1 protein-coding gene is annotated in these 2,631 nt (G+C 41.5%); it reads right to left on the reverse strand.

The annotated features are described in order from the left end of the window. Nucleotides 1–155 precede the first annotated feature (155 nt). On the reverse strand, nt 156–2,504 hold the full coding sequence (locus K6G33_RS08380; protein ID WP_296778270.1) for a type ISP restriction/modification enzyme: 2,349 nt from the start codon (nt 2,502–2,504) through the stop codon (nt 156–158). Between the last annotated feature and the right edge of the window lie 127 nt (nt 2,505–2,631).

Here is a 2,631-nt window from a genome sequence, read left to right on the forward strand (position 1 = left end):
CCTTCGTTCTTAATATGAACTGCAGCTCATCTTACCGCATCGACTCGACCATGAATAATGATTAGTGGCTCATTATTTTTTTATCAAAACCGGCTCACTTTTTTATTAGCGCTGTGGCTCAGTTTTTTATTGACAAAGGCATTTTTATCGTCATATCAAAACTCTACAACCTGATCTATTTCCGCCATAAGCTCCTCGGTGAGCTTGAGTGCTGCGATGATCTTCTTGTAATGCTCAATGTTCTCGGCGGAGAGCATTGTTTTCTTGCGGTCTTTGAGCCACTTCTGCAACGGCTGATAACCGCCGATGTACTGCTCCCACTGTGCCTGCGGTACGTTGTCGAAATACTGCGTTTTGCTGATGTACACCCTGCCGTTCTTGTATTCGGGCTTGACGACCTCGTTTGTGCCAGCTCCGATGAAGCTGTAAGCTGCGGTGTCAAACTCGGTCTGCATCAGGTGGCATTCTCTTAGCTTACCGCCGATCTCGACCAGTTTCCAGAATGTATCCTGATCTGTCGGGTACGGTACACGGGGAAAGTCGATTTTCAGGAACTCCTTGTATTTCTCACGGTATTGAGGAGAGTGAAGAACAGCATAGATATAGTCAAGTAAATCGACTGGTGTAAATACAGCTTTATCACACCATTGCTCAGAAAACTGTAATCCAAGTTTTTCTTCAATAATATGCACTATGTCAGTTTTCAGATTCGGACGTTTTATCTCCTTGCCAAAATCTGTATCATACAAGTATAGAGGACAAACAATAGGTATACCTTTGTTGCTATAATGGAAACGGTTATCAACCAAACAAGTGCTTACGCTTACATGAGACCAATTGTCTGTCACAGCCTGACGAGGAATAACAAGCGCTATATTGGGCTTCAGCATATTATAGAAAATATTTTCTCTGCCCCAATCGACCATGAGATTTGAATAGTATATGAAACGAGTGTCAAAAGGTCGATAGTCAATTTTTTGAATCATATCATCATGTTTGAAATCGGCGATTTGTTTTCTTGCTGTACTTAACTTCCATCCTCGTGTATCTCCAGGCAAATACTTCTGAGAGGATCTATTTCCGAAGAATTCTTCTCTGACTATACTATCAGAAATACTTAAATCTGAAAATCGCTTTATTCTGTCAAGCAGAGTATCGTAAGAGGCGTTGATAACTAAATCATCACGAGCTGATACTACACCAGTTACGTTTTGAAGAAACAAGTCACTAAGACTAAATCCTGATGAATATGTATCCGAATTGCTGATATCCTTTGGCACAAAAAAGAAATAAGGTTCAACAGGCTCTATCTGCATATATGAAACGCTGCAATTATTCAAGTTATTGTATTTTGTGTTCCTTGTACCATACATATCGCTATGGAAGACGTCTGTGCAATTCTTTTTAGAATTCGTCTTTTTGACAAAAATGTTTATTGAGACTCCTTGCATAATATCGAAGACATTTTCGTCCCTTTCACCATTTGGAGCGATTTCCTTACGCATTACATTACCATGAAGATCAACGATATAAATTATGTCAAATGTTTCTAATAAATGATGTCGCATACATCTGAATGTTGGATTGTCCAAAAAAGCATGGTTATTGATGAATGCAAGAATACCATCACAATGTTCAGATATTATTTTTTCACACAGCCTTATAAACTTTACATAATCATCGTTAAGCCAATGCTTACGTTCATTAAAGTATACTCCGTCTATGTATTTATAATCATTTATAAGATTTGAGATAAACTCATTATTGTTTGATGATATGCCGGAGTATGGTGGATTACCGATAATCACGTTAATACCGTTATTCTTCTTCGCCTGATTCGCTTCAATTGACTCAAACGCCAGCGGATCGTTGTCAAACAGTGTCATCTGAAAATCGTCCTTGCCTGCTTCTTCAAGAGAATTGGTCAGGAAAACATTCAAACGGTGATCGCCGCCGAAATCATAGCCCGTATCTTTCAACACCATAGCGAGCTTCATGTGTGCCACTGCATACGGCGCCATCATCAGCTCAAAGCCGTTCAGACGGGGCAGCAGGTGCTTCGGGACATACTCGTTCCACGCCTTTTTGATCTGCTCCTCGCTCTCGCCCTTGTGCTTTGCTCTGAAATTGTCGTATATCTGCAATATCGTCTGCCGCAGGAAAGTTCCGGTTCCTGTTGCGGGATCGAGTATCTGAACCTTCGGCACTTCCTTTGTATCCTCGGTCATGCCCTGACCCCTGATCTTTTCACGCATATACTTCACGGTCTTGGTCTCTTCCGATGCAAGACCGTCCGCAAGCCCGAACTCCGTTTTCAGAATGCTGTCAACCGCCCTAACAATGAAATTGACTACAGGCTGCGGCGTATAGTAAACGCCTCTCTGCACTTTCTGTGCCTTATCGTATGCAGTCAGGAACTCCTCATAGAAATGGATAACAGGATCTTCACGACCGCCGCCCGTCTGACGGTTAAAGTCTTTCAGGATAAGGTCTGCCTTTGTCAATAAAAAACTGAGCCACAGCGCTAATAAAAAAGTGAGCCGGTTTTGATAAAAAAATAATGAGCCACTAATCATTATTCATGGTCGAGTCGATGCGGTAAGATGAGCTGCAGTTCATATTAAGAACGAA

The sequence above is a fragment of the Ruminococcus sp. genome (assembly GCF_024691275.1).
In the GTDB taxonomy this organism is placed as follows: domain Bacteria; phylum Bacillota; class Clostridia; order Oscillospirales; family Ruminococcaceae; genus Ruminococcus.